This window comes from Paraburkholderia ginsengisoli NBRC 100965 (assembly GCF_000739735.1).
Lineage (GTDB): Bacteria > Pseudomonadota > Gammaproteobacteria > Burkholderiales > Burkholderiaceae > Paraburkholderia > Paraburkholderia ginsengisoli.
In genome coordinates this window covers 124,122-149,539 of sequence record NZ_BBJF01000022.1, presented here as the reverse complement: position 1 = coordinate 149,539, position 25,418 = coordinate 124,122, and the positions used below count along the sequence as shown (strand labels likewise).

25 protein-coding genes are annotated in these 25,418 nt (G+C 62.4%); 23 read left to right on the top strand and 2 right to left on the bottom strand.

The annotated features are described in order from the left end of the window. Positions 1 to 169: 169 nt before the first annotated feature. Complete coding sequence (locus BGI01S_RS25625; RefSeq protein ID WP_042329028.1) at positions 170 to 1,186, bottom strand: HpcH/HpaI aldolase/citrate lyase family protein; 1,017 nt, start codon at positions 1,184 to 1,186, stop codon at positions 170 to 172. A 180-nt stretch (positions 1,187 to 1,366) separates the two neighbouring features. Next, positions 1,367 to 2,350 carry a malate dehydrogenase gene (locus BGI01S_RS25620; protein WP_042329026.1) on the bottom strand — a complete coding sequence of 328 codons (984 nt, stop codon included), beginning with the start codon at positions 2,348 to 2,350 and terminating at the stop codon, positions 1,367 to 1,369. A gap of 603 nt (positions 2,351 to 2,953) precedes the next feature. On the opposite strand from BGI01S_RS25620, the gene BGI01S_RS25615 reads away from it, so the two are divergent. From BGI01S_RS25615 to BGI01S_RS25505, 23 genes are all read left to right on the top strand, one after another. Beyond that, entirely contained in the window at positions 2,954 to 3,754 is an 801-nt protein-coding gene (locus BGI01S_RS25615; protein WP_042329025.1) for a GntR family transcriptional regulator, read from the top strand. A gap of 156 nt (positions 3,755 to 3,910) precedes the next feature. Beyond that, a complete protein-coding gene (gene sdhC, locus BGI01S_RS25610; protein WP_042329023.1) occupies positions 3,911 to 4,327 on the top strand; it encodes a succinate dehydrogenase, cytochrome b556 subunit in 417 nt (138 codons plus the stop codon). A gap of 3 nt (positions 4,328 to 4,330) precedes the next feature. Continuing rightward, complete coding sequence (gene sdhD, locus BGI01S_RS25605) at positions 4,331 to 4,699, top strand: succinate dehydrogenase, hydrophobic membrane anchor protein (RefSeq protein ID WP_042329022.1); 369 nt, start codon at positions 4,331 to 4,333, stop codon at positions 4,697 to 4,699. 4 nt (positions 4,700 to 4,703) lie between these two features. Then, entirely contained in the window at positions 4,704 to 6,479 is a 1,776-nt protein-coding gene (sdhA, locus tag BGI01S_RS25600) for a succinate dehydrogenase flavoprotein subunit (protein ID WP_042329020.1), read from the top strand. 24 nt (positions 6,480 to 6,503) lie between these two features. Continuing rightward, on the top strand, positions 6,504 to 7,208 hold the full coding sequence (locus tag BGI01S_RS25595) for a succinate dehydrogenase iron-sulfur subunit (RefSeq protein ID WP_007178777.1): 705 nt from the start codon (positions 6,504 to 6,506) through the stop codon (positions 7,206 to 7,208). 1 nt (position 7,209) lies between these two features. Further along, the gene (locus tag BGI01S_RS25590) at positions 7,210 to 7,482 is read left to right on the top strand and encodes an FAD assembly factor SdhE (protein WP_042329019.1); all 273 of its coding nucleotides are present in this window, start codon (positions 7,210 to 7,212) and stop codon (positions 7,480 to 7,482) included. Between the two features lie 82 nt (positions 7,483 to 7,564). Further along, complete coding sequence (gltA, locus tag BGI01S_RS25585; RefSeq protein WP_042329018.1) at positions 7,565 to 8,866, top strand: citrate synthase; 1,302 nt, start codon at positions 7,565 to 7,567, stop codon at positions 8,864 to 8,866. Between the two features lie 334 nt (positions 8,867 to 9,200). Next, entirely contained in the window at positions 9,201 to 10,610 is a 1,410-nt protein-coding gene (leuC, locus tag BGI01S_RS25580; RefSeq protein WP_042329017.1) for a 3-isopropylmalate dehydratase large subunit, read from the top strand. Between the two features lie 5 nt (positions 10,611 to 10,615). Continuing rightward, the gene (locus BGI01S_RS25575; RefSeq protein WP_042329016.1) at positions 10,616 to 10,774 is read left to right on the top strand and encodes an entericidin A/B family lipoprotein; all 159 of its coding nucleotides are present in this window, start codon (positions 10,616 to 10,618) and stop codon (positions 10,772 to 10,774) included. 86 nt (positions 10,775 to 10,860) lie between these two features. Then, the gene (gene leuD / locus BGI01S_RS25570) at positions 10,861 to 11,514 is read left to right on the top strand and encodes a 3-isopropylmalate dehydratase small subunit (protein WP_042329014.1); all 654 of its coding nucleotides are present in this window, start codon (positions 10,861 to 10,863) and stop codon (positions 11,512 to 11,514) included. Positions 11,515 to 11,598: 84 nt separating this feature from the next. Continuing rightward, positions 11,599 to 12,666, top strand: coding sequence for a 3-isopropylmalate dehydrogenase (leuB, locus tag BGI01S_RS25565; RefSeq protein ID WP_029971412.1), 1,068 nt, complete (start codon positions 11,599 to 11,601; stop codon positions 12,664 to 12,666). 86 nt (positions 12,667 to 12,752) lie between these two features. Beyond that, entirely contained in the window at positions 12,753 to 12,941 is a 189-nt protein-coding gene (locus tag BGI01S_RS25560; protein WP_042329011.1) for a hypothetical protein, read from the top strand. An 84-nt stretch (positions 12,942 to 13,025) separates the two neighbouring features. Continuing rightward, the gene (gene asd / locus BGI01S_RS25555; protein ID WP_042329010.1) at positions 13,026 to 14,147 is read left to right on the top strand and encodes an aspartate-semialdehyde dehydrogenase; all 1,122 of its coding nucleotides are present in this window, start codon (positions 13,026 to 13,028) and stop codon (positions 14,145 to 14,147) included. A 139-nt stretch (positions 14,148 to 14,286) separates the two neighbouring features. Next, positions 14,287 to 16,743: a FimV/HubP family polar landmark protein gene (locus tag BGI01S_RS25550; protein ID WP_042329008.1), complete on the top strand. Its 2,457-nt coding sequence runs from the start codon at positions 14,287 to 14,289 to the stop codon at positions 16,741 to 16,743. Then, positions 16,740 to 17,552 carry a tRNA pseudouridine(38-40) synthase TruA gene (gene truA / locus BGI01S_RS25545; RefSeq protein WP_042329007.1) on the top strand — a complete coding sequence of 271 codons (813 nt, stop codon included), beginning with the start codon at positions 16,740 to 16,742 and terminating at the stop codon, positions 17,550 to 17,552. The genes BGI01S_RS25550 and truA overlap by 4 nt, the downstream gene beginning before the upstream one ends. After that, the gene (locus BGI01S_RS25540) at positions 17,549 to 18,274 is read left to right on the top strand and encodes a phosphoribosylanthranilate isomerase (RefSeq protein ID WP_084585496.1); all 726 of its coding nucleotides are present in this window, start codon (positions 17,549 to 17,551) and stop codon (positions 18,272 to 18,274) included. Before truA ends, BGI01S_RS25540 begins: the two co-directional genes overlap by 4 nt. Positions 18,275 to 18,333: 59 nt before the next feature. Next, entirely contained in the window at positions 18,334 to 19,527 is a 1,194-nt protein-coding gene (gene trpB, locus BGI01S_RS25535; RefSeq protein ID WP_042329003.1) for a tryptophan synthase subunit beta, read from the top strand. A gap of 11 nt (positions 19,528 to 19,538) precedes the next feature. Then, complete coding sequence (locus tag BGI01S_RS25530; RefSeq protein WP_042329001.1) at positions 19,539 to 20,453, top strand: DNA-methyltransferase; 915 nt, start codon at positions 19,539 to 19,541, stop codon at positions 20,451 to 20,453. A gap of 45 nt (positions 20,454 to 20,498) precedes the next feature. Next, a complete protein-coding gene (gene trpA, locus BGI01S_RS25525) occupies positions 20,499 to 21,311 on the top strand; it encodes a tryptophan synthase subunit alpha (RefSeq protein ID WP_042328999.1) in 813 nt (270 codons plus the stop codon). 78 nt (positions 21,312 to 21,389) lie between these two features. Further along, positions 21,390 to 22,262 (top strand): acetyl-CoA carboxylase, carboxyltransferase subunit beta, encoded by an 873-nt coding sequence (gene accD, locus BGI01S_RS25520; protein ID WP_042328998.1) that lies wholly within the window; start codon positions 21,390 to 21,392, stop codon positions 22,260 to 22,262. Positions 22,263 to 22,545: 283 nt separating this feature from the next. Next, positions 22,546 to 23,856, top strand: a complete 1,311-nt coding sequence (gene folC, locus BGI01S_RS25515; protein WP_042328997.1) for a bifunctional tetrahydrofolate synthase/dihydrofolate synthase — start codon at positions 22,546 to 22,548, stop codon at positions 23,854 to 23,856. 29 nt (positions 23,857 to 23,885) lie between these two features. Continuing rightward, the gene (locus BGI01S_RS25510) at positions 23,886 to 24,821 is read left to right on the top strand and encodes an SPOR domain-containing protein (RefSeq protein ID WP_042328996.1); all 936 of its coding nucleotides are present in this window, start codon (positions 23,886 to 23,888) and stop codon (positions 24,819 to 24,821) included. Between the two features lie 7 nt (positions 24,822 to 24,828). Beyond that, a complete protein-coding gene (locus tag BGI01S_RS25505) occupies positions 24,829 to 25,323 on the top strand; it encodes a CvpA family protein (protein ID WP_042328995.1) in 495 nt (164 codons plus the stop codon). The last annotated feature ends 95 nt before the right edge of the window (positions 25,324 to 25,418 follow it).

The window sequence follows — 25,418 nt, the reverse complement described above, 5'->3', positions numbered from 1 at the left end:
GCCGCTTTGTGGTGGTTCGTTGCCGCTTTGTGCACCAGCGGCTTGCGTCGTCTCGCTCATTTCCCGCCTTCTCCAATGTCGACCGAAGTTAGCGCTTCAGCGCTCATTCCGGTCCCATGCAAGATACTTGCAGCGTGTGTGCTCATCGCTGCTACCTGAGCCATCGCGTTCATGATGCCGACAGTCCGTTAGCGCCTACTTGCGCGAACAGCGGCGCGGCTTCTTGCGCAAGCGCGCGACCCGTGGATTGCGCGCGGCGCAGCACCGACCAGTAATAGCGGTAGCTCGCGCGGTCGTGCAACGTGTCGTGATGACGCGTCGGTCCCCACTGCGCGGATTGCGCGGCCAGCAGGATCTCGGTTGCCGTGGCGATCTCTTCGTCGCGCGGCGCAAACGCGGCGACGATCGCCTCGATCTGCGCCGGGTGGATGCTCCACATCCGCGTGTAGCCGAACTCGTTGCGGGCGCGCGCGGCGTCGTTGGCGACCACGCTCATGTCGCGCACTTCCGTGCTGACGTTGTGCGACGGTACCTTGCCGAACGCATGGCAAGCTGCCGAAATTTCCAGCTTCGCGCGTCGCACCAGCGGATGATCGAACTGGCCCGGCGAGCGCATCGCGGTATCGGGAATTGCTCCGTCGTGCGCGGAGACGAAATCCATCAGGCCGAAGCTCAGCGCTTCGACGCCCGGCAGCGCGGCCAGATCGAATACGCGCGTGAGCGCGCCGTGCGTTTCGACCAGCAGTTGCACCGGCACCGGCTGCGCGATGCCGAGTTCGCGCCGCGTCGCCTCGATAAACGCGACCATTTCGGCGGCGTCGGGCACGTTGCGGACTTTCGGCAGGGTGATGTAAGCGGGGGCTCGCTTCGCGGCACGCAGAATGACGCGCACGTCGTCGCGCCAGTGCGCGTGATCGAAGTCGTGAATGCGCACACCGACGCGGCCAAAGCGGTCATGTTCGCTACCCAGCAGCGACGCGACCAGCTCGGCGTGTTCCGCTTCGCGACCGACTTGCGCACCGTCTTCGCAATCGAGCGTGATATCGAACACCGGCCCCAGTTGCTGCTGCAACGCGAGCGATTTCAGCATCAGCTTTTCGCTGCCGGCGTAGTGATCGCAGGCAGGCAGCACGGCGGGCGGCGCTTCGCCGTCAAACAGCACTTCGGCGGGTGTGAGGGCGCGCATCTTCGGCGTCAGGGGCGTGGGTGTGATTGGAGAAAATCCGATTCGGGCGCGTTCTGTCTGGCCACGGCGACATGGTGACAAAACGCGTTCGAATCAGCTGCGAACCACTGCATTCGCACGAAAAAAACCGGAACCCGCCGCGGTGACGCTTCGGAGTTCCGGTTCATCGGCATCTAGTGCTTAGCCGAGCAGGTGCTGAACGCCTTCGCGCTCTTCCAGCAGTTCCTGCAGCGTGCCGTCCATCTTTTCGCGCGAGAACGCGTCGATTTCCAGACCTTCGACGCGCTTGTACTCGCCGTTTTCGCACGTGACCGGCACACCGTAGATGATGTCTTCCGGAATGCCGTACGAGCCGTCCGACGGAATGCCCATCGTGACCCACTTGCCGTTCGTGCCGAGGACCCAGTCACGCACGTGGTCGATCGCAGCGTTAGCCGCCGATGCCGCCGACGACAGGCCGCGTGCTTCGATGATCGCCGCGCCGCGCTTGCCAACCGTCGGGATGAACGTGTTGCGGTTCCATTCGTCGTCGTTGATCAGCTTCGTCAGATTCTGACCTTCTGCGGTCGCGAAACGGAAGTCCGGGTACATGGTCGGCGAGTGGTTGCCCCACACAGCCAGCTTTTCGATCGACGCGACCGGCTTGCCCGACTTGGCGGCCAGTTGCGACAGCGCGCGGTTGTGGTCCAGACGCAGCATCGCGGTGAAGTTTTTCTTCGGCAGATCCGGCGCCGACTTCATTGCGATGTACGCGTTCGTGTTGGCCGGATTGCCAACCACCAGCACCTTCACGTCGCGGCTCGCAACGTCGTTCAGCGCCTTGCCCTGAACGGTGAAGATCTCGGCGTTGGCCGACAGCAGGTCCTTACGCTCCATGCCCTTCGAACGCGGACGCGCGCCGACCAGCAGGGCCACGTCGGCATCCTTGAATGCGACCTTCGGGTCGTCCGTGATCACGACGCCCGACAGCAGCGGGAATGCGCAATCATCCAGTTCCATCACGACGCCTTTGACGGCGCCTTGCGCTTGCGGCAGGTCGAGCAGTTGCAGGATAACCGGTTGATCCTTGCCGAGCAGGTCGCCATTGGCGATGCGGAACAGCAGGGAGTAAGCGATTTGACCTGCGGCGCCGGTGACGGCAACGCGCTTTGCGGGCTTAGCCATTGAGAAATCTCCAGGACGATGCGTTAGACGCTAGGGAAAACGCCATTCTATATGCGCGTTCAGCGAAGCGTTATGAAACACGGCGGAATTCACTGTTCGCGTGCGGACTCGGAATCTGACGAGGCCGGGCGGCGCGTTGCGGCAAGACCGCCATGCCGGAAACCTGTACTGCCAGAGCTACGGGACGCTCTCTGCCGGCGCTTCACGCCAGGCTCTGGAAGGGTAATCCCTGGGGACTTCCTTCGAGCGGGAAAACCCGGGATGACCCGGCGTTTTCCTGAGAGAGCGGGAGCGGACAGCGAGGCGCCGGGTAGCCGCTGCACGGTGCGGGCTCCTGCAAACAGCGCGTTTCGGCAAGCGGCTGACCAACGGATGGCGGCGAATCGAAACCTGAACTGCGAGGGAACAGCATGGTGCAGAGTGGCTGCCGGCGCGTTGCGGCGCTGCATCGAACAGCTGCCGAAAAACCCGCAAACCCTTGCTCGACAAGGAGTGTAGGAGTCGACAGGCACAAAGTCAACATTATCTTATGTCTTATATAAGACACATCTATTGCGGGGAAAACCCTAGACGCGCCCCAGCCCTTTATGATGAAATGCGCGGATGAATTCGAACCCGGCGAATACCACGAACCCGAACGGCCAAGGGGCCGCAGGCGAGGGTGTATCCGCTGCCGCTCCCGCTGCGTCGCCCACTTTCAGTCCCTTGTATCAGCAGATCAAGGGCTTGATTACGCAGAGCCTCGAAAGCGGCGAATGGAAGCCCGGCGAGATCATTCCTAGTGAAGTCGAATTGGCGGCCAGATACAAGGTCAGCCAGGGAACGGTGCGCAAAGCGATCGACGAACTTGCCGCCGACAACCTGCTGGTGCGTCGTCAGGGCAAGGGCACGTTCGTTGCGACGCACAATGAGGACCGCGCCCAGTTCCGCTTCCTGAGACTCCTGGCCGACGACGGCGCCGAGCATCCGCACGTGAGTCGCCTGCTCGAATGCCGGCGGTTGCGCGCTTCGGCGGACATCGCCCGGCAACTCGATCTGAAACCGGCCGATCCGGTCGTGTTGATCAAGCGTTTGCTGCAGTTCGACGGCGAAGTTACCGTGCTCGACGAAATCTGGCTGCCCGGCGCCGTGTTCCGCGGACTCACGCTCGAACGGCTGTCGGAGTTCAAGGGTCCCCTCTACGCGATGTTCGAGACGGAATTCGGCACCCGCATGATCCGCGCGACTGAGAAAATCCGCGCGGTCGCGGCCGAGCCTTCGGTGGCCGATCTGCTGAATGTGCCGGCGGGTTTTCCGCTGCTGTCGGTCGAGCGCGTGTCCTACACGTATGGGGACCGGCCGGTCGAAGTCCGGCGAGGTTGGTATGTCACAACCGGGTATTACTATCAGAACGATCTGAGCTGAATCGGGCTGAATCCAGGCGCGGCGTCCCACACGCGCGCCTGTTTGACGGCGCTTTATCGCGCGTGCTGTAACGGACCTGTCGTGGTTTTCGCTGCAGCGCGATATAAAAAGGCGCTAAAATTGCGGATTAGTGTGACTACATAGTAGGGGTCTAGCATGGCTGAAGCCGTAAAAAAACCGAGGCCGGAATTCCGGAACATCGGTATTGGGCAAATATTGACGGCATACCGTCTCCCGCTAGCGGGGCGTGTGTCGATTCTGCACCGCGTGAGCGGTGGTCTGCTGTTTGTTTTTCTTCCGTTCCTGCTGTACCTCTTTGATCAGAGCCTGACTTCCGAATTGAGTTTCGAAGTCTTCAAAGGTTTCCTCTCCAACATCATCGTCAAGCTCATCACGCTCGTTCTCGCGTGGGCTTTCCTGTTTCACTTCTGCGCCGGCGTCCGTCACCTCGTGATGGATACGAACCACAACGCGGTGACGAAGGAAAAAGGCAAGCAGACCTCTATCGTGGTCCTCGTGGTGTCGTCGCTGCTCACCATTGCATTCGCGGCAAAACTGTTCGGAGCATTCTAAAAAATGTCAGCTAATAACCGAATCGGTTCGAAGCGTCTCGTCGTCGGTGCGCATTACGGTCTGCGCGACTGGCTCGCACAGCGCCTCACCGCCGCCGTAATGGCGATCTACACGGTGATCCTGCTTGCGTGGTTCTTCGGCGCGCACGATTTCTCGTACGAAGGCTGGGCGTCGATCTTTGCGACGCAATGGATGAAGCTCGCCACGTTTGTCACGCTGCTGTCGCTGTTCTATCACGCGTGGGTTGGTATCCGCGACATCTGGATGGACTATGTGAAGCCCGTTGGCGTGCGCCTGACGCTTCAGGCGCTGACGATCGTCTGGCTGCTCGCATGTGCGGGCTACGCTGCGCAGATTCTCTGGAGAGTGTAAAAGAATGGCTGCAATCAAGAATTCTCTGCCGCGTCGCAAGTTTGACGTGGTCATCGTCGGCGCAGGCGGCTCGGGGATGCGCGCTTCGCTGCAACTCGCGCGCGCCGGTCTGTCGGTTTGCGTGCTGTCCAAAGTGTTCCCGACGCGCTCGCACACGGTCGCTGCTCAAGGCGGCATCGGCGCATCGCTCGGCAACATGAGCGAAGACAACTGGCACTACCACTTCTACGACACGATCAAGGGTTCCGACTGGCTCGGCGACCAGGACGCGATCGAATTCATGTGCCGTGAAGCACCGAACGCCGTCTACGAACTCGAACACTTCGGCATGCCGTTCGACCGCAACGCGGACGGCACGATCTATCAGCGCCCGTTCGGCGGCCACACGGCGAACTACGGCGAAAAGCCGGTGCAACGCGCTTGCGCGGCCGCTGACCGTACCGGTCACGCTCTGCTGCACACGCTGTACCAGCAAAACGTGGCTGCCAAAACGCAATTCTTCGTCGAATGGATGGCGCTGGACCTGATCCGCGACGCCGACGGCGACGTGCTCGGCGTGACCGCGCTGGAAATGGAAACCGGCGACGTCTATATCCTTGAAGGCAAGACCACGCTGTTCGCCACGGGCGGCGCGGGCCGGATCTTCGCGGCATCCACGAATGCATTCATCAACACGGGTGACGGTCTGGGCATGGCCGCGCGTTCGGGCATCGCACTGCAAGACATGGAGTTCTGGCAATTCCACCCGACCGGCGTGGCCGGCGCGGGCGTGCTGATTACCGAAGGCGTGCGCGGCGAAGGCGGCATTCTGCGTAACTCGAACGGCGAGCGTTTCATGGAACGCTACGCGCCGACGCTGAAGGATCTGGCGCCGCGCGACTTCGTTTCGCGTTCGATGGACCAGGAAATCAAGGAAGGCCGCGGCGTGGGTCCGAACAAGGATCACGTGCTGCTCGACCTGTCGCACATCGGCGCCGAGACGATCATGAAGCGTCTGCCGTCGATCCGCGAAATCGCGATGAAGTTCGCGAACGTCGATTGCATTAAAGAGCCGATTCCGGTTGTGCCGACCATTCACTATCAGATGGGCGGTATCCCGACGAACATCAACGGTCAGGTCGTCGGCACGGCGCGTGGTCACGAAGAAGTCGTCAACGGTTTCTACGCTGTGGGCGAATGCTCGTGCGTGTCGGTGCACGGTGCGAACCGTCTCGGCACGAACTCGCTGCTCGACCTGGTGGTGTTCGGCCGCGCAGCCGGCAACCACATCGTCAAGCACGTGAAGGACTTGAAGGAACACAAGCCGCTGCCGGCCGACGCCGCCGACTTCGCGCTGTCGCGTCTGGACAAGCTCGAGAAGTCGTCGTCGGGCGAGTACACGCAATCGGTCGCGAACGACATCCGCAGCACGATGCAGGCGCACGCCGGCGTGTTCCGCACGTCGAAGCTGCTGGCTGAAGGCGTCGAGCGTATCCGTGAAGTGGCTGAACGTGTCGACAACATCCATCTGAAGGACAAGTCGAAGGTGTTCAACACGGCCCGCATCGAAGCGCTGGAAGTGGCGAACCTGATCGAAGTGGCACGCGCCACGATGGTCTCCGCCGAAGCGCGCAAGGAAAGCCGTGGCGCGCATGCGCAGAACGACTTCGAACATCGCGACGACGAAAACTGGCTGCGCCATACGCTGTGGTTCAGCGAAGGCGATCGCCTCGACTACAAGCCGGTTCACATGCAACCGCTGACCGTCGAATCGGTGCCGCCGAAAGCGCGTACCTTCTAAGGCACAAGTCAAAGGAATTCAGAAATGGCTAAGCGTACATTTGAAATTTACCGCTACGATCCGGACAAGGACGCGGCACCGCGCATGCAAACGTACGAGATCGAAATCGACTCGCACGAACGCATGCTGCTCGACGCGCTGCTCAAGCTGAAAGCAGTGGACGAGACGTTGTCGTTCCGCCGCTCGTGCCGCGAAGGCGTGTGCGGTTCGGACGCGATGAACATCAACGGCAAGAACGGTCTCGCCTGCTTGCAGAACATGAACGACCTGCCGCAAAAGATCGTGCTGCGTCCGCTGCCGGGCCTGCCCGTCGTGCGCGACCTGATCTGCGACTTCACGCAGTTCTTCAACCAGTATCACTCGATCAAGCCGTACCTGATCAACGATACGCCGCCGCCGGAAAAGGAACGTCTGCAGTCGCCGGAAGAACGCGACGAACTGGACGGCCTGTACGAATGTATTCTGTGCGCCAGCTGCTCGACGTCGTGCCCGAGCTTCTGGTGGAATCCGGACAAGTTCGTGGGCCCGGCCGGCCTGTTGCAAGCCTACCGTTTCATCGCGGACAGCCGCGACGAAGCGACGGGTGAACGCCTCGACAACCTGGAAGATCCGTACCGTCTGTTCCGTTGCCATACCATCATGAATTGCGTCGACGTTTGCCCGAAGGGCCTGAACCCGACCAAGGCGATTGGCAAGATCAAGGAATTGATGGTTCGCCGCGCTGTCTGAGATGGACGAAACATCGCATCAGTCCGACCCTCTCCGCCGCGCGCGCCTTCGCTGGCGCGCGCGGCGGGGCCTGCTGGAAAACGATCTGATCTTTGAACGTTTTTTCGGCCGATATGAGCATGACCTCAGCGATGCCGACGTGGGCGCTCTCACGCGCCTGCTCGAGCTGAGCGATAACGACCTGATGGACTTGCTGCTCGTACGCAAGGAACCGGAAGGCGAGCTTGCCGACCCGGATGTGATTCGGGTGCTGGAGCTGCTGCGCAACGCTTGAGTGCCGCCAGTCCGCGGCCAGTCCGTTGTCCAGGCGTGCGATTATCGAAACCCTGTATCCATACTTCGATTGAGGATGTGCTATGACCCCGTCAGATGTTAAAGCCACGCTATCGTTCAGCGACAATTCGCCGAGCGTTGAAATGCCGATTTACAAGGGCACCCTCGGCCCGGACGTAATCGACATTCGCAAACTGTACGGCCAGACTGGCAAGTTCACGTACGACCCGGGCTTCATGTCGACGGCGGCGTGCAATTCGGCGATCACCTACATCGACGGCGACAAGGGCGAGCTGCTGTACCGCGGCTACCCGATCGACAACCTCGCGGAAAACGCCGACTTCCTCGAAACCTGCTATCTGCTGCTGAAGGGCGAACTGCCGAACGCGCAACAGAACGAAGAGTTCGTGAACACCGTCACGAAGCACACGATGGTGCACGAGCAGATGCACTTCTTCTTCCGCGGTTTCCGTCGCGACGCGCACCCGATGGCGATTCTGGTCGCAGCAGTCGGCGCCCTGTCGGCGTTCTATCACGACTCGCTCGACATCACCAATCCGCGTCACCGTGAAGTGTCGGCGATCCGCATGATCGCGAAGCTGCCGACGCTGGTCGCAATGGCGTACAAGTACAGCATCGGCCAGCCGTTTGCGTACCCGAAGAACAACCTGTCGTACAGCGCGAACTTCATGCACATGATGTTCTCGAACCCGTGCGAAGACTACAAGGTCAACGACGTGCTGGTGCGGGCGTTGGACCGTATCCTGATCCTGCACGCGGACCACGAGCAGAATGCGTCGACCTCGACCGTGCGTCTCGCCGGTTCGTCGGGCGCTAACCCGTTCGCGTGTATCGCAGCAGGTATCGCGTGTCTGTGGGGCCCGGCGCACGGCGGCGCGAACGAAGCCGCGCTGAACATGCTGGAAGAAATCGGCTCGGTCGACAACATTCCTGAGTTCATCAAGCAAGTGAAGGACAAGAACTCGGGCGTGAAGCTGATGGGCTTCGGTCACCGCGTCTACAAGAACTACGATCCGCGTGCGAAGCTGATGCGCGAAACCTGCCACGAAGTGCTGGAAGAGCTGGGCCTGCACGACGACCCGCTGTTCAAGCTGGCCATGGCGCTGGAAAAGATCGCACTGGAAGACGAATACTTCGTGTCGCGCAAGCTGTATCCGAACGTCGATTTCTACTCGGGCATCGTGCAGCGCGCGCTGGGCATCCCGACCTCGATGTTCACGTGTATCTTCGCGATGGCACGCACGGTCGGCTGGATTGCGCAGTGGAACGAAATGATCGCCGATCCGGAACAGAAGATTGGCCGTCCGCGTCAGCTGTTCATCGGCGACACGCAGCGTGAAGCGAAGCCGCTCGCGCAACGTTGATCGGTTGTGAGTCTGCTTCGTTTGTAGCGATCGGTTGAATCGATTGATTGCGAGCGAGCGCGGAGTCTGCTGAAGCTAAAACGCCCCAACGGGTTCACCGTTGGGGCGTTTTCTTTTTGCTGACCTACGCTCGCCGCCATGCCGCACGTGCGCGGAAAGCGTCGCTGAGAATCGCGCACCCGCTTGCCGGGTAACGTCGATACAGGTATCGGTACTACCACCCAACTCCCTGTTTTTTATCGGTTTTTCCGCTGATTGAGGCGCCCACGGCGCGTTGCTGCGTGGCATAATCGACCGACACAGTCAGCCCGCAGTCATTACTACCCCGCATACCATGGCACAGACTCTCTACGACAAATTGTGGAACACGCACGTGGTCCACACGGAAGACGACGGTACGACGATTCTCTATATCGACCGTCACCTGCTGCACGAAGTGACCAGCCCGCAGGCGTTCGAAGGCCTGAAGCTGGCTGAGCGTCCGGTGTGGCGCATCAGCGCGAACCTGGCGGTCTCGGACCACAACGTGCCGACTACGGACCGCACGCACGGTATCGCCGATCCGGTCTCGAAGCTGCAAGTCGACACGCTCGATTCGAATTGCGACGCCTACGGCATCACGCAGTTCAAGATGAACGATCTGCGCCAGGGCATCGTGCACATCATCGGGCCGGAGCAGGGCGCTACGCTGCCGGGCATGACGATCGTCTGCGGCGACTCGCACACGTCCACGCACGGCGCGTTCGGCGCGCTCGCACATGGCATCGGCACCTCGGAAGTGGAGCACGTGCTGGCCACGCAAACGCTCTTGCAGAAGAAGAGCAAGAACATGCTGGTGAAGGTCGAAGGCCAGCTGCCGCGCGGCTGTACCGCGAAAGACATCGTGCTCGCGATCATCGGCAAGATCGGCACCGCAGGCGGCACGGGTTACGCGATCGAATTCGGTGGTTCGACGATTCGCGCGTTGTCCATGGAAGGCCGCATGACGGTCTGCAACATGGCGATCGAAGCGGGCGCACGTGCCGGCATGGTCGCGGTCGACGACACCACCATCGAATACCTGAAGGGCCGTCCGTTCTCGCCGGAAGGCGTCGAGTGGAATCACGCGGTCGAGTACTGGAAGCAGTTCAAGTCCGACGACGGCGCGCATTTCGATCGCGTAGTCGAACTGAACGCCGCGGAAATCGTGCCGCAAGTTACGTGGGGCACGTCGCCGGAAATGGTCACCGCCGTGGACGGCCGCGTGCCGGACCCGGAACGCGAAAAAGACCCGGTCAAGCGCGATGCAATGGAACGCGCGCTGAAGTACATGGCGCTCGAACCGAATGCGCCGATCGAGTCGATCAAGCCGGATAAAATCTTCATCGGGTCATGCACCAACGCGCGCATTGAAGACATTCGCGCTGCTGCCTACGTCGTGAAGAAGCTGGGCCGCCGCGTCGCGCCGAATATCCGTCTGGCCATGGTCGTGCCGGGTTCGGGGCTGGTGAAGGCGCAGGCTGAACGTGAAGGCCTCGACAAGGTCTTCACCGACGCCGGTTTCGAATGGCGCGAGCCGGGCTGCTCGATGTGTCTCGCGATGAACGCCGACCGGTTGGATCCAGGCGAGCGTTGCGCGTCCACGTCGAATCGTAATTTCGAAGGTCGTCAAGGCGCCGGTGGCCGTACCCACCTGGTGAGCCCCGCGATGGCTGCGGCTGCGGCGATCGAAGGGCATTTCGTCGATATTCGCAAGCTTGGATAAATCGCATGATGAAGAACATGAATCGCACCACTCTCTTGCGCCGCTTCGCACTCGGTTCGCTGGCCGGGCTACTGCTCGGTCTGGCCGGTTGCAACACGGTGCACGGATTTGGCCAGGACATGTCGCACCTCGGCAATTCGATCAGCAATCACGCTGAGAAATAAGCGGTTTTTGATTTTTGCCGGCGATGCGGCTGGCGGCTTTCCGGCTGTTGCTCGCATCGCCCGGTCTTGAAACAGGCGCAAGCGTCATGGATAAATTCATCGTACACACCGGCGTCGTGGCGCCGCTCGATCGCGAGAACGTCGACACGGACGCGATCATTCCGAAGCAATTCCTGAAGTCGATCAAGCGCACGGGTTTCGGTCCGAACGCGTTCGACGAATGGCGTTATCTCGACCACGGCGAACCGGGCCAGGACAATTCGAAGCGTCCGCTGAATCCGGATTTCGTGCTGAACCAGCCGCGTTATCAAGGCGCTTCGGTGCTGCTGGCGCGTAAGAACTTCGGCTGCGGCAGCTCGCGTGAGCACGCACCGTGGGCGTTGCAGCAATACGGCTTTCGCGCGCTGATCGCGCCGAGCTTCGCCGACATTTTCTACAACAACTGCTTCAAGAACGGCGTGCTGCCGATCGTGCTGACCGAACAGCAAGTCGACCACCTGTTCAACGAAACGTATGCGTTCAACGGCTTCAAGCTGACCGTCGATCTCGAAGCGCAAGTCGTGCGCACGTCGGACGGCGGCACCGAGTATCCGTTCGACGTCGCGGCGTTCCGCAAGTACTGCCTGCTGAATGGTTTCGACGACATCGGCCTGACGCTGCGTCACGCGGACAAGATTCGCCAGTTCGAGGCCGAGCGCCTCGCGAAGCAGCCGTGGCTGAATCACCGTATCGTCGGTTGATGCATGCTCGATGTGCGTGAGGGCCCGAGGCCCTCGCGCTGATTCACGCTCAACAGTTTCGAAGAAAATCATCAAGGAATTCGCATGAAGATCGCAGTGTTGCCGGGCGACGGCATCGGTCCCGAAATCGTCAAGGAGGCCGTCAAGGTCCTGAACGTGCTCGGCGAAAAGTTCGAACTCGAAGAAGCGCCGGTGGGCGGCGCGGGCTACGAAGCGAAGGGCCACCCGCTGCCCGATTCGACGCTGGCACTGGCGAAGGAAGCCGATGCGATCTTGTTCGGCGCAGTCGGCGATTGGAAGTACGACAAGCTCGAACGCGCGCTGCGCCCGGAGCAGGCGATTCTCGGCCTGCGCAAGCACCTGCAACTGTTCGCGAACTTCCGTCCGGCGATCTGCTATCCGCAATTGACCGGTGCGTCGTCGTTGAAGGAAGAGATCGTCTCGGGTCTCGACATCCTGATCGTGCGCGAGCTGAACGGCGACATCTACTTCGGCGCGCCGCGCGGCGTGCGCGAAGCACCGGACGGCCTGTTTGCCGGCGCGAAGGAAGGCTTTGACACGATGCGTTATTCGGAACCCGAAGTGCGCCGCATCGCGCACGTCGCCTTCCAGGCGGCGCAAAAGCGCGGCAAGAAGCTGACTTCAGTCGACAAAGCCAACGTGCTCGAAACGTCGCAGTTCTGGAAAGACGTGATGATCGACGTGTCGAAGGAATACGCAGACGTCGAGCTGTCGCATATGTACGTCGATAACGCCGCGATGCAACTGGTGAAGGCGCCGAAGTCGTTCGACGTGATCGTCACCGGCAACATGTTCGGCGACATTCTGTCCGACGAAGCGGCCATGCTGACGGGTTCGATCGGCATGCTGCCGTCGGCGTCGCTCGACAAGAACAACAAGGGCTTGTACGAGCCGTCGCACGGTTCCGCACCGGATATCGCTGGCAAGGGCGTGGCCAATCCGCTGGCGACGATCCTGTCGGCAGCGATGATGCTGCGCTATTCGCTCAACAAGGCTGAGCAGGCCGATCGCATTGAAAACGCGGTGAAGAAGGTGCTCGAGCAGGGCTACCGCACCGGCGACATTCTCACGCCGGGTTGCAAGCAGGTTGGCACGGTCGCAATGGGCGACGCCGTCGTTGCAGCGCTGTAAGGCGCGGTAGGTTTAAAGCGGTAGGCAGGTCGTCAAACGGCCTTTAAAGCGCGAATCGGCCTCGAAACAGGCCGATTTCGCGCGTAATGCAGTCGGACGGCAGCGAAGGACGTCGCCAGATTCCGGTTTTCGTGTATATTGTGACGATGGCGCAGATCTCCCAAATCTCCTCGATTTCCAAATCGCACGGCACAACGGCCCGTGTGGTTGAGCGCGCCATTACCATCAAAACGCTCATTAAAACGATTACCCCGAAAACGATCACGAAACGCTGATCGTCCGTCGTGCCCGCTCATCTTCCCCGCGCGGTCACTGCGGGCAAAGATGCGGGGAAGTTTCCATTCGAAGGGTATGAAGTCATGAACGTAGGTCTCGTAGGTTGGCGCGGCATGGTCGGCAGCGTCCTGATGCAACGTATGCAACAGGAAGGCGATTTCGACTTGATCGAACCGGTGTTTTTCAGCACCAGCAACGCGGGCGGCAACGCGCCGTCGTTCGCCAAAAACGAGACCAAGCTCAAAGATGCGACAAGCATCGAAGACCTGAAGAAGTGCGAAGCGATCATTTCCTGCCAGGGCGGCGACTACACGAACGACGTGTTCCCGAAGCTGCGCGCAGCAGGTTGGAACGGCTACTGGATTGACGCGGCTTCGTCGCTGCGCATGAAGGACGACGCGGTCATCATTCTCGATCCGGTCAACCTCGACGTGATCAAGAACGCGCTGGTCAAGGGCCAGAAGAATTTCATCGGCGGCAATTGCACGGTCAGCCTGATGCTGATGGCGCTGGGCGGCCTTTTCCGCGAAAACCTCGTCGACTGGATGACGGCCATGACGTATCAGGCCGCTTCGGGCGCGGGCGCGCAAAACATGCGCGAGCTGCTGCAGCAAATGGGCACGCTGTACGGTGCGGCCAAGGAAGACCTCGCTGATCCGTCGTCGGCGATTCTCGACATTGACCGCCGCGTGCTGGGCGCAATGAACAGCGACCGGATGCCGACCGACAACTTCGGCGTGCCGCTCGCCGGCTCGCTGATTCCATGGATCGACAAGGATCTCGGCAACGGCATGTCGAAGGAAGAATGGAAGGGCGGGGCCGAAACCAACAAGATTCTCGGCAAGCCGGCCATGGGCACGCCGGGCTCGATCCCGGTCGACGGTTTGTGCGTGCGCATCGGCGCGATGCGCTGCCACTCGCAGGCGCTGACCATCAAGCTGAACAAGGACGTGCCGCTGGATGAGGTGAACAGCATCCTCGCGTCGGGCAACGACTGGGTCAAGGTCGTGCCGAACGAACGCGAAGCGTCGATGCGCGATCTGTCGCCGGCGGTGGTGACGGGCACGCTGACGGTGCCGGTCGGCCGGGTGCGCAAGCTCGCGATGGGCGGCGAATATCTGTCGGCCTTCACGGTCGGCGATCAGCTGCTGTGGGGCGCGGCCGAACCGCTGCGTCGCATGCTTCGCATTGTGCTCGACAAGTAAAGTAAACTACGCGCTCACGACGCGTAGAAAACTCTAGAAGCGTCGCGCTTGCGCGGCGCTTTTTTCATTGTGTGCTCCGATTATCTTGTCTCCTTCCAACCGCAAAAAAGGGCTGCGCGCTGACGCGCCAGGAGTCCCGATGATCCTTCGACTCTCGTCCATTCGGGCTATGTTCATTCATCAGGATAAGGTTTGTTCGACGCACCGCCCGGCGGCCGCGGCCGTTCTGGCATTGGCGCTGATCAGCGCGGGCACGGTCAGCGCGGTGGCCGCGCCCGGCGATGCCGCGAGCGCGCCGGACGCCGCCGCCGTTTCGTATGCTGCCGGCAGTCAATACACGGTGCGGCCAGGGCAGTCGCTGAACGACGTGGCGATCGCCGTCACGCAATCACACGACCGCGCGACGCTCGTGCGCGCGTCGCGCGCGCTGTTCGATACGAATCCAAACGCGTTCATGGGCCATGATCCGAGCCGGATGCGCGTCGGAGCGGTGTTGACGGTGCCGGCGCTGGATGCGTCCGGGGCTTTGGCGGCGTCAGCAGCGGCGGCTGCTTCGGCACCGAATGCTGCGGTCGCGGCCAACGCGACGAGCGGCGCCGCGCAGGTCAATGCGGCCGCTACTAGTGCGGTGAGTGCGACAAGTGCCGCAGCACCCGCAGCGACGCCTGCCGCGCCCACCGTTTCGGCCACGGCCAGCGCCGTGGCTGGAGCAAGCTCGGCTGCGTCAGGTAGCACGGCGGTGAGCGGTGACGGGGCGGCTGCACCGGGAGCGGGTTCGCAGGCGGCCGCGGCGCCGGTCAGCGACGCGCATGAGTGGTCCGGGTCGATACAAGCGCCGGCGAGTGCGCCTGCCGGAAGCGCCCAAACGCCAGCCGCAGGAACGGCTCAGGCGCCTGGTGCTGCGCAGTCGGCCTCGCAACCGCGTGCGCAGGTGTCCAGCTTGCAGCAATTGCTCGCGCTGAAAAATCGTGTGCTGATGGAGTTGCAGAAGCACGGAATTGGCGGTGCGCCGGTCGCTACCAGCGGAACGCCGGCGGGAGCCCCGCAGCCTGTGGCGGGAGCGTCGTCGGCTGCACCGACGGCGTCTGGGCAAGGGACGGCGGCCGCTCCTGCGTCGAATGGCGGCGGGATGTCGCAAAAGGATCTGAGCATCGCGGCGGCGGTTGGCGCGGCATTGGTGGTGCTGCTGGCAGCGTTGCGGATGAGTCGGCGTAAGCGAGAGGGTAGCGCGGCGGCGGAAGCGGCGTCGAATGACGGTGCGGTGGCGGCGTCGGCGCGCGCAAGTGACTTGCAGGATAGCGTTGCGGCGAGCGGGGAGATGCCTGGGCGCGATGTGCCGGGAGCGGACGACGGCGAGGCAGTGCGGCAAGCGGCGGCGCTGGCGGTAGCTGAACGTGAAGCGGCGGAACGTGAAGCGGCGGAACGTGCAGCAGCAGACCGTGCAGCTGCCGAACGTTCGGCAGCAGAAAAGGCAGCAGCCGAACACTCAGCAGCCCAACAATCGGCCGACCGCGCGGCCGCCGACCACTCGGCACAACACACGTCAGCCGAGCGAGCCGCGGCAGAACAACAATCTCCTATCCAGGAATCCCAACCCGACGGCCAGGTACAAAACTCCAACCCACTTCAGCCCATCGACATAGGGCAAGAACACAACGCATCGCCGGCAATGTTCGAACCGGCCCGGCCGGCCGCACACGATGTCCCGCACGCCGAAAGCGCCTTCGCCGCCGAACCGCTCCCGGCAGCGCATCCGGACCACATCGACAGCGCGACCACTGCGGCAAGCCTCGCCGCTGCGGCGGAGCTCGGCGCCGAAGCCTTGCCGCTGACATCGCTCGAACCGGTCGACGAAGCGTTGCCGTCAGAGGAATCCGTTCACCATTTGCCACTGAACGACGACCCCGCGACCGCACCGGCCACACAGCAAGACCCGCAAGACCCGCAAGAACCGGCCACCGAGCCGCAGAATCATCTGAACGTCCCTTCACCTGTGATCGATTTCACGCAACAACAGCACATCGAGCCGCGCGCGACTTCGCCGTTCGGCCAGCCCTACCTCGATACGTCGACGCCCGCCGAACTCTCGCCCGCCGCGCCGACCGAGTTCCCGCGCGACGCCGTCGATGCGTTCAGCAGTCTCGACATGCCGCTGCCGCCGCGCATCGAAGCTTCCGCCGACGGCGTGCAGAGCCCCGTCTCGCTGGTCACGCAGCCGGTCGCCTCGCCTGAAACGACCTTGCAGCAAGCCTTCGCGCCGCACGAGCCGGACGACGCCCCGCATATCGCCGATGAAATCACCGCCGGCACCGCCGGTCACGCGGCTGTCGCGGGCCTCGGCGCGGCCGGTTTCGGCGCACTGAAGCTCAACTTCGACCTCGAATTGCCGCCGAGCGCGGCTCAGCCGTTGCCGGCGTTTACGCAGGTCGATCTCGTCCGCATCGCGCGCAACAAGCTCGACCTCGCGTCCGAATACATCGAACTCGGCGACCTGGCCGGCGCACGCTCGCTCATCAACGAAGTGATCGAGGCGAACGATCCGGCAACTCGCACCGAGGCTCGCGCGTTGCTCTCGACGCTGGCGCCGTTGTCGTGACGCGAATTGCATTGGGCGTCCAGTACGACGGCGCGGCGTTCGGCGGTTGGCAGTCGCAGCCGCACGGCAATACCGTGCAGAACGAACTCGAACGGGCACTGCGCGAATTCGCGCAAACGCCGGTGCACACCGTCGTGGCGGGCCGCACGGATGCAGGTGTGCACGGCCTCGGGCAAGTCGTGCATTTCGACACCGAACTCGACCGCGCGGACGTCTCGTGGGTGCGCGGCCCCAACTCGTTTCTGCCGAAGACAATCGGCGTGCAGTGGGCCAAGCAGATGCCGGACGAGTTTCACGCGCGGTTTTCAGCGTTCGAGCGGACCTATTACTACGTCCTTTACGTCAATCCGGTGCGCTCGCCGATGCTGGCGACGCGAGCCGGCTGGGTGCATACGCCGCTCGACGTCGACGCGATGCGGACTGGCGCCGCTCATCTGATCGGCGAGCACGATTTTTCATCGTTCCGCTCGTCGCAATGCCAATCGAAAACGCCCATCAAGCATCTGTATCAGATCGACGTTCTACAGCAGGGCAACTTCATCCATTTCCGCTTTCGGGCGAATGCGTTTCTGCACCACATGGTGCGTAACCTGATGGGCTGCCTGATCGAGATCGGCCGCGGCCGTCGGCCGGCCGAATGGATGATGGACGTGCTCGCGAGCCGCAGCCGCGACTGCGCCGCGCCGACCTTCATGCCGGACGGCTTGTATCTCGCGCAAGTGGGCTATCCTGAGCAATTCGCCGTGCCCGCGCCGCAAACAGGCAGCGTGCCGTGGAGTACCGTATGGACCGAGCAACCGCAAACATGACAGCTAGCGAAAATTCGCCGAATCCGGCCGGCACCGATGCCGGCGCCGCCGCGCAACAGCAACACGTGCCGCATCGCACGCGCATCAAGCTCTGCGGGCTGTCGAAGGCCGAGGATGTCGCGCACGCGATCGACCTCGGCGCCGACGCAATCGGCCTCGTGTTCTATCCGCCGAGCCCGCGCTCGGTCAGCGTCGCCCAGGCCGTCGAGCTCGTGCACGACGTGCCGCCGTTTGTGTCGGTGGTTGGCCTGTTCGTCAATGCGACGCCGGATTGGATCCGCGAAGTGGTGAGCAATGTCGGACTTACGCTGTTGCAATTTCACGGCGACGAGACCGCGGAGCAGTGCGAAACGCTCGCCGGCGTTGCGGGTTTGCCTTGGTTGCGTGCATTGCGCGTTGCGGCGGATACTCAGCCGGCCGATTTGGTAAAATCGGCTCTCAACTATTCAGCGGCCAGTGGTCTTCTGTTCGACACCCATGTCGAAGGCTATGGCGGCGGCGGGAAGGTTTTCGATTGGTCACTTATTCCAGCAGAGCTCGCGCGTCGGGCCGTTTTGAGTGGTGGGTTGAGCGCGCAAAACGTCAGTGATGCGATCCATCGCGTGCGCCCCTACGCGGTCGATGTCTCGAGCGGCATCGAAGTTGCGGGCGCCAAGGGCGTGAAAGATCACGCCCGGATGGCGGCATTCGTACGCGCGGTGCGCGCGGCGGACGCCGAATGATTCAGGCGGGCGGTTTTCTCAACGGAAAGCCGCGCGCCACACTGAGAAGAGTGATCACAATGTATAACTTGCCTGACGAAAGAGGCCATTTCGGCCAATTTGGCGGTGTGTTCGTCGCCGAAACGCTGGTGCACGCACTCGACGAGCTGCGTGAAGCGTATGAGAAATTCCAGAAAGATCCCGACTTCGTCGCCGAATATGAGCGCGAGTTGAAGTATTTCGTCGGTCGTCCGTCGCCGATTTATCACGCTCAACGCTGGAGCGAACTGCTCGGCGGCGCGCAGGTTTTTCTTAAGCGCGAGGATCTGAATCACACCGGCGCGCACAAGATCAACAACGTGATCGGTCAGGCGCTGCTGGCCAAGCGCATGGGCAAGCCGCGTGTGATCGCGGAAACCGGCGCCGGGCAGCACGGCGTCGCGACCGCAACGATCGCAGCGCGCTTCGGTATGGAGTGCGTGGTCTACATGGGTGCGGAGGACGTGCGCCGTCAAGCCGCCAACGTGTATCGCATGAAGCTGCTCGGCGCGACCGTCGTGCCGGTGGAGTCGGGTTCGCGCACGCTCAAGGACGCGCTGAACGAAGCGATGCGGGATTGGGTGACCAATGTCGAAAATACGTTCTATATCATCGGCACTGTGGCTGGGCCGCATCCCTATCCGATGATGGTGCGCGACTTCCAGCGCGTGATCGGCGATGAATGCAAGGTGCAGATGCCCGAGCTAGTCGGTCGCCAGCCGGACGCCGTCATCGCGTGTGTTGGCGGCGGTTCGAACGCGATGGGCATCTTTTATCCGTATATCGACGACAGTTCAGTGCAGTTGATTGGCGTCGAAGCCGCCGGCGACGGTCTTGAAACCGGTCGTCACGCAGCGTCGTTGATCGGCGGCAGCCCGGGTGTTCTGCACGGTAATCGCACGTATCTGCTCCAGGACGACAATGGCCAGATCATCGAGACGCATTCGGTGTCGGCGGGTCTCGACTATCCGGGCGTCGGTCCCGAGCACGCGTGGCTAAAAGACAGTAATCGTGCGCAATATGTCGGGATCACCGACGAAGAAGCGCTCAAGGCGTTCCACGACTGCTGCCGCATCGAAGGCATCATCCCGGCTCTGGAATCCAGCCACGCGCTGGCCTACGCCGCGAAGCTCGCGCCGACACTCCCGAAGGATAAGGTCCTACTGGTCAATTTGTCGGGCCGCGGCGACAAGGACATGCATACGGTCGCCGAGCGATCGGGCATTCAGTTCTGAGCGCCGCGACGATGCGCGACGAGTTCGACGAGCCGCACCGGGCGATTGAAACGACGCAGCCGGCCGCCGAGGTAGCGGCGGCTGCGGGACCAGCACCGTTGCTGGCGCAGGTCCCGGCCGGTATCCAGCTGTTGAATCGCGATTTTCTGACCGATGTGGCGAATATTCCTGACGCGTCGATCGACCTGATCGTCTGCGATCCGCCTTACGGGCTGGGCAAGGATTATGGCAATGACTCCGACATGCGTACAGGCGAGGAATTTCTCGCCTGGACGCGTGGCTGGCTCGAACTCGCCATTCCTAAACTCAAGCCGTCGGGTTCGCTCTACATATTCTGTACCTGGCAGTACTCGCCGGAAATCTTCAGCTTCCTGAAGACAAAGCTCACGATGATCAACGAAATCATCTGGGACCGGCGTGTACCGAGCATGGGCGGAACCGTGCGCCGCTTTACCTCGGTGCACGACAACATCGGCTTTTTCGCGGTATCGAAGGATTATTTTTTCGATCTCGATCCCGTCCGCATCCCGTACGATGCAGTCACGAAGAAGGCGCGTTCGCGTAAGTTGTTCGAGGGCAGCAAGTGGTTGGAGCTTGGCTATAATCCAAAGGATGTCTGGTCGGTTTCGCGGCTGCATCGGCAACACGCCGAACGCGTCGCGCATCCGACCCAGAAACCGCTGGAAATCGTTGAGCGCATGGTGCTGGCCAGTTGTCCCAAGGGCGGCCGAGTGCTCGACCCGTTTATGGGCAGCGGCACCACCGCAGTCGCTTGCGCCCGTCAGCAGCGCGAATTCGTCGGCTATGAGATCAATGAAAGTTACTGCGCGATAGCGCGTGAGCGCGTTAGCGCCGCCGCTTCGCCGCCCATACCTCGTCGGCCTAAAGCCAAAGCCAAGGCGCAGCGGCAGACCGAAGTGCAATGAACGACGTGCGATGCGCGCAGTAGCCAAAAAATTCGAGAATATTCCATGTCCCGTATCAAGAACACGTTTGCCGCGCTGTCCGCCCAAGGTAAGAAAGGCCTGATTCCGTTCATGACGGCTGGCGACCCGGACCCGAAGCGCACCGTTGAATTCATGCACGCGCTCGCTGCTGGCGGCGCCGATGTGATCGAACTCGGTGTGCCGTTTTCCGACCCGATGGCCGATGGTCCGGTGATCCAGCAGTCCTCTGAACGTGCGCTCGCGCAGGGCGTATCGCTGCGTCATGTTCTCGCGGACGTCAAGCGCTTCCGCGAAACGAACGACAAGACGCCCGTGGTGCTGATGGGCTATGCCAATCCGATCGAGCGCATGGGCACTGAAGCCTTCGCGGCGGCCGCAAAGGAAGCAGGCGTGGACGGCGTGCTGGTTGTCGACTACCCGCCTGAAGAGTGCGCGAACTTCGCTGAACAGATGCGATCGGCCGGTATCGATCCGATTTTTCTGCTGGCGCCCACGTCTACCGAAGAACGCATCGCGGAAGTCGGAAAGATTGCCAGCGGCTACGTCTACTATGTGTCGTTGAAAGGGGTGACCGGAGCGGCAAATCTGGACGTTTCCAGCATCGCGAGTAAAATCCCGGCCATCAAGTCGCGCGTGCCCCTGCCGGTGGGCGTCGGTTTCGGTATCCGCGACGCGCAAACCGCGCGTTCGGTAGCCGAGGTGTCCGATGCCGTCGTGATCGGCAGCCGTATCGTTCAATTGCTCGAACAGACAGCACCCGACACCGCTGCCGAAACGCTCACGCGGTTCATTGCCGAAGTGCGCGAGGCGCTCGATAGCGTCGCGACTGCCCGATAACAGTTATTTTTGTCGCTGTAGTGTGAACGGCGGGTTCGTCCCGCCGTTTGCGCGACCGCTGACCCAGAAGGATTCAATATGAGCTGGCTCGATAAGCTGCTGCCGCCGAAAATCAAGCAAACCGACCCGAAGAACCGCAAGGGGATTCCGGAAGGTCTGTGGATCAAGTGCCCGTCGTGCGAAGCCGTGCTGTATCGCAACGACGTCGAGGCCAATCTGCATGTTTGCCCGAAGTGCGACCATCACATGCGCATCGGCGCGCGTGAGCGGCTAGACGGCCTGCTCGATCCGGAAGGCCGCTACGAAATCGGCCAGGAAATCGTCCCGGTCGACGCGCTGAAGTTCAAGGACAGCCGCAAGTACCCGGATCGCCTGAAAGAGGCGATGGACGACACTGACGAAACCGACGCCATGGTCGTGATGGGCGGCGCGATTCATACGCTGCCGGTGGTCGTCGCCTGCTTCGAGTTCTCGTTCATGGGTGGCTCGATGGGTTCGGTGGTCGGCGAGCGCTTTGCGCGCGGCGCGCAGAACGCGCTCGAACAGAAAGTGCCGTTCATCTGCTTTACCGCTTCGGGCGGCGCGCGGATGCAGGAAAGCCTGCTGTCGCTGATGCAGATGGCAAAGACCACCGCAATGCTGACCAAGCTCGCCGAAGCCAAGCTGCCGTTCATCTCCGTGCTGACCGACCCGACCATGGGCGGTGTGTCCGCGAGTTTCGCGTTTCTCGGCGACGTCGTAATCGCCGAGCCAAAGGCGCTGATCGGTTTCGCCGGTCCGCGCGTGATCGAACAGACTGTGCGCGAAAAGCTGCCGGAAGGCTTCCAGCGCGCCGAGTTCCTGCTGACGAAGGGCGCGGTCGACATGATCGTCGACCGTCGCAAGTTGCGTGAAGAGATCGCGCAATTGTTGGCGCTGTTGAGCCATCAGCCGGCGGATGCCGTCGCGTAAGTCTGGGACTGCAACCCAATAGGGCGGTTGACTGCCGCCCCGGCGTGTCGAGTCGAACCGATGTCGAACGCGCGGCTGCAGTTGCAAGGCGGTCAAAGTCAAAAAATAGCGCGCCGCGTGAGTGATCAAGCGGCGCGCTGTCATTTCCGGGATAATCACGGTCTCGCAACGCGGCGACGCTTGCGCAGGACCGTCTCCAAGCGGCTTTCTGCGCATAAATCGGCCGCCGCGCTACGCTCTGGCAGCCGCAGCCATCCGCACCACTGCTTAACCGATTCACTCGATGACCACATTCCCCACCCTCGACGCGTGGCTCACGCACCTTGAATCCGCGCATCCGGTCGGCATCGACATGGGTTTGGGCCGCATCTCTCAGGTACGCGACGCGATGAAGTTGTCGTTTGCCTGTCCGGTCATCACGGTGGGCGGTACGAATGGGAAAGGCTCGACCTGCGCGATCCTCGAATCCATTTTGTTGCGCGCCGGCTTCACGGTCGGCTGCCACACGTCGCCGCACCTGTTGGCGTTCAACGAGCGCGCGCGGGTCAACGGCGAAATGGCAAGCGACGCGGATCTGCTGCCGCACTTCGAAGCCGTCGAAGCCGCGCGCCTAAGCCTCGCCGAACCGGTCTCGTTGACATATTTCGAATTCACGACCCTGGCGATCATGAGCCTGTTCGCCTCGCGCGGCCTGGACGCGGTGATTTTCGAAGTCGGCCTGGGAGGCCGCCTCGACGCCGTGAACATCCTCGATACGGACTGCGCGGTCATCACGAGCATCGATATCGATCACACGGATTATCTCGGCGACACGCGCGAGAAAATCGCTCTCGAAAAGGCCGGCATTTTCCGCCCGGGCAAGCCGGCGATTTGCGCCGACCCGGTGGCGCCGCAATCGCTGATCGATCACGCAGAGAAGATCGGCGCCGAACTGTGGCTCTTCGGCCGCGATTTCCGCTACGAAGGTCAGGCGGGCAGCGAGCGTCAGCAATGGAGCTACGTGGGCCCGGGCATGCGGCGCTCGGCCCTCGCCTATCCGGCATTGCGCGGCGCGAATCAGTTGATCAACACGTCCGCGGCGCTGGCCGCTCTCGAAGCGCTGCGCGACCGTTTGCCGGTGTCGGCGCAGGATATCCGCCTCGGTCTGGCCAACGTGGAACTGCCGGGGCGTTTCCAGGTGTTGCCCGGCAAGCCCGCCATCGTGCTGGACGTCGGTCACAATCCGCATGCGGCCGCCGTGCTGACGCAAAACCTTGGCAACATGGGCTTCTTCCCGTACACCTACGCGGTGTTCGGCGCGATGCGCGACAAGGACATCGCTGGCGTTCTGAGTCACCTGAAAGGCGAGATCGACCATTGGTGCGTGACCGATTTGCCGACTCCGCGGGCGGCATCGGCGGAACAGCTCGAAGCGGCATTGCGCGAGCAGGGCGTGGGCGACGGTGCCGATAGCAGCGTGACACGCTATGCGACACCCGCCGAGGCTTTCCAAGACGCGCTAAAACGAGCGTCAGAGAATGATAGAATCGTGGTTTTCGGCAGCTTCTACACGGTAGCGGGCGTTATGGCCTACCGTAAATCGCAGCAACACTGAACGGGCGCCAGGCTCGAACCAAGCGATTCATGGGAATTTTCTCGTTCGGCAAGAAAGACGACGCGCCCACCCGGCGCGGCGCAAACACCAGTTCCACCCGGGCTGCCCGTGGCGAGCGCGTGGAGCGGCGAACCCGCCGCACGGAGCGCACCGTCGATGCCGACGCGATGCTGCTCGACCCCACGTTGCCGGAAAAGCAGCGCGCGCGGCGCCGCCTGGTTGGTGCCATCGCGCTTGTCGTGGCGGCGGTCATCGTCCTGCCGATGGTGTTGGACTCGCATCCGAAGCCCGTCACCGACGACATCTCCATCGACATTCCAAGCCGTCCCGCGCCGCGCGTTGCCCGCAAGAGCACCGAAAAGAGCGCTGAAGACACGCAGGCCGGTGTAGCACCTGACAATCCGACGCCCGATTCCGCGCTTGCCGCATCCAGCCTCGCGCCGGCCGCAACCGTGAAGCCGGAGCAGTCCGCCACCGCGAAGCCGGGCGCGAACGCACCCGCTAACTCAACGACGAACGCAAACGCAACGCCCGCGGCGAAGCCACAGACGACGGCACCCGCGCCGGCCGTCGCTGCGAACACCGGCCCGGCCGCGCCCGCAGCGTCGACCAAACCGGCTGCCCGCACGCCGGCCCCGCGCGCCGCGGCGCCGAGCGACGACGAGATCAACAACGCTGCCGCCAGCGCCGACGCGAATTCCGGCACGCCGGCATCGCCGCCGGGCAGCCGTTTCGCGGTTCAACTCGGCGCGTTCGCGAACGACGCCAACGCGCGCAGTTGGGCGTCCAAGTTGAAAGCGGCGGGCGTGCCCGCATATACCGAACATCGCAAGCAGGCAGACGGGACGACGCTCACGCTGTTGCGCGCCGGCCCATTCGCCGACCGGGCGGCTGCAAGCGCCGCGATCGCGAAGGTTCGCGAGGCCGGCCTGACGTCGGGCGCGAACAACGGCGCAGCACAGTAAGCGAGCGATGTTCACTGCCTTCGACTACGCTGTAATGGCGGTGATCGGTTTGTCGGCGTTGCGCGGTACGTGGCGCGGTTTTTTGTCGGAGATATTCGGACTGATCGGCTGGATCGCGGCGTTCTTCATTGCCTGCGAATTCGTCGGATACGTCGTGCCGTATATCCCGTCTCACTGGCCCGGCGGCGCATTGACCCAGTGGCTGCTGGCGTTTTCGCTGGTGGTGATCGGCGTGGTGCTGGTGGCGAGCGTGGTGAGCGCGCTGCTGAGCCGCCTCGTGCAGGCCACGGGCCTCGGCGGCGTAGACCGCTCACTCGGTTTGATGTTCGGCCTCGTACGCGGGGTCATTCTGGTGCTGATTCTGGTCGCCCTCGCAGGCTTGACCGAACTGCCCGAACAGGAATTCTGGCGCAACGCTCTGCTACGGCCCTACGCGGTCGAGGGCGTGCACGTAATGAAACCGCTGCTTCCAGAGACACTTGCCGCTTACGTCCGCGTGTGACGATCAGGCGAGCGTTAAAGGAACACAGCAGGACTCCGGCGTAGCCGGCTGCCTTTGCGTAACAGCGCGCACCGTCGCCCAACGGCGCGTACGCC

Excerpts from the sequence above, each read along its gene's own strand:
- BGI01S_RS25550 (WP_042329008.1), top strand. The coding sequence starts at position 14,287 with ATGATCCTTCGACTCTCGTCCATTCGGGCTATGTTCATTCATCAGGAT.
- leuD (WP_042329014.1), top strand. The coding sequence starts at position 10,861 with ATGGATAAATTCATCGTACACACCGGCGTCGTGGCGCCGCTCGATCGC.
- BGI01S_RS25625 (WP_042329028.1), bottom strand. The coding sequence starts at position 1,186 with ATGCGCGCCCTCACACCCGCCGAAGTGCTGTTTGACGGCGAAGCGCCG.
- BGI01S_RS25530 (WP_042329001.1), top strand. The coding sequence starts at position 19,539 with ATGCGCGACGAGTTCGACGAGCCGCACCGGGCGATTGAAACGACGCAG.
- BGI01S_RS25620 (WP_042329026.1), bottom strand. The coding sequence starts at position 2,350 with ATGGCTAAGCCCGCAAAGCGCGTTGCCGTCACCGGCGCCGCAGGTCAA.
- BGI01S_RS25505 (WP_042328995.1), top strand. The coding sequence starts at position 24,829 with ATGTTCACTGCCTTCGACTACGCTGTAATGGCGGTGATCGGTTTGTCG.
- trpA (WP_042328999.1), top strand. The coding sequence starts at position 20,499 with ATGTCCCGTATCAAGAACACGTTTGCCGCGCTGTCCGCCCAAGGTAAG.
- sdhD (WP_042329022.1), top strand. The coding sequence starts at position 4,331 with ATGTCAGCTAATAACCGAATCGGTTCGAAGCGTCTCGTCGTCGGTGCG.
- BGI01S_RS25510 (WP_042328996.1), top strand. The coding sequence starts at position 23,886 with ATGGGAATTTTCTCGTTCGGCAAGAAAGACGACGCGCCCACCCGGCGC.
- BGI01S_RS25590 (WP_042329019.1), top strand. The coding sequence starts at position 7,210 with ATGGACGAAACATCGCATCAGTCCGACCCTCTCCGCCGCGCGCGCCTT.
- sdhA (WP_042329020.1), top strand. The coding sequence starts at position 4,704 with ATGGCTGCAATCAAGAATTCTCTGCCGCGTCGCAAGTTTGACGTGGTC.
- gltA (WP_042329018.1), top strand. The coding sequence starts at position 7,565 with ATGACCCCGTCAGATGTTAAAGCCACGCTATCGTTCAGCGACAATTCG.
- leuC (WP_042329017.1), top strand. The coding sequence starts at position 9,201 with ATGGCACAGACTCTCTACGACAAATTGTGGAACACGCACGTGGTCCAC.
- sdhC (WP_042329023.1), top strand. The coding sequence starts at position 3,911 with ATGGCTGAAGCCGTAAAAAAACCGAGGCCGGAATTCCGGAACATCGGT.
- accD (WP_042328998.1), top strand. The coding sequence starts at position 21,390 with ATGAGCTGGCTCGATAAGCTGCTGCCGCCGAAAATCAAGCAAACCGAC.
- BGI01S_RS25540 (WP_084585496.1), top strand. The coding sequence starts at position 17,549 with ATGACAGCTAGCGAAAATTCGCCGAATCCGGCCGGCACCGATGCCGGC.
- BGI01S_RS25575 (WP_042329016.1), top strand. The coding sequence starts at position 10,616 with ATGATGAAGAACATGAATCGCACCACTCTCTTGCGCCGCTTCGCACTC.
- BGI01S_RS25560 (WP_042329011.1), top strand. The coding sequence starts at position 12,753 with ATGCAGTCGGACGGCAGCGAAGGACGTCGCCAGATTCCGGTTTTCGTG.
- BGI01S_RS25595 (WP_007178777.1), top strand. The coding sequence starts at position 6,504 with ATGGCTAAGCGTACATTTGAAATTTACCGCTACGATCCGGACAAGGAC.
- BGI01S_RS25615 (WP_042329025.1), top strand. The coding sequence starts at position 2,954 with ATGAATTCGAACCCGGCGAATACCACGAACCCGAACGGCCAAGGGGCC.
- trpB (WP_042329003.1), top strand. The coding sequence starts at position 18,334 with ATGTATAACTTGCCTGACGAAAGAGGCCATTTCGGCCAATTTGGCGGT.
- asd (WP_042329010.1), top strand. The coding sequence starts at position 13,026 with ATGAACGTAGGTCTCGTAGGTTGGCGCGGCATGGTCGGCAGCGTCCTG.
- folC (WP_042328997.1), top strand. The coding sequence starts at position 22,546 with ATGACCACATTCCCCACCCTCGACGCGTGGCTCACGCACCTTGAATCC.
- leuB (WP_029971412.1), top strand. The coding sequence starts at position 11,599 with ATGAAGATCGCAGTGTTGCCGGGCGACGGCATCGGTCCCGAAATCGTC.